A 603-nucleotide genomic window follows, 5' to 3' on the forward strand; every position below is an offset into this window, starting at 1 on the left:
CGGCCTCGACCGCCGCCTGCATCAGCCGCGTCATGTCGTCGCGCAGCTGGCGCAGCTCGGCCTGCAGCCGGTTGCGCACATCATCGAAACTCAGGCCGCCGTAGTGCAGGTTGATGTAGTTGGCCGCTTCCACCAGTTGCGAGCGGGTGTAGTCGACATCGGTCAGCAGCAGCCGGTTCTGGACTTCGCCGTTGGGCGCGACGATCACCAGCAGGATGCGTTTTTCCGACAGCCGCAGGAATTCCACCTGCTGGAAGACCGATTCGCGGCGCGGCGTCAGCACCACGCCGGCGAATTGCGACAGCGAGGACAGCACCTGGGCGGCGCTGGAAATGATGCGCTGCGGCGAGCCGATCTGGTTCTTCGGCTGCAGCCGGAATTCCACCGCCTTTTCGTCCAGCGGCTGCACCGTCAGCAGGGTGTCGACGAACATCCGGTAGCCGCGTGGCGTCGGAATGCGGCCGGCCGAGGTATGCGGGCTGGCAACCAGCCCCATGTCCTCCAGGTCGGCCATGATGTTGCGGATGGTGGCGGGCGACAGGTCGAGTCCGGATATCTTGGACAGTGCGCGGGAACCGACCGGCTGGCCGTCGGCGATATACC

Annotated in this window: 1 pseudogene; it reads right to left on the reverse strand. The window is 65.8% G+C overall.

Annotated elements, in window-relative coordinates:
• A pseudogene (locus JK635_RS28175) lies at positions 1–603 on the reverse strand (heat-inducible transcriptional repressor HrcA); the annotation flags it as partial.

Origin of the sequence: Neobacillus paridis (genome assembly GCF_016765675.1) — a bacterium.
Classification (GTDB): Bacteria; Bacillota; Bacilli; order Bacillales; family Cytobacillaceae; genus Neobacillus; species Neobacillus paridis.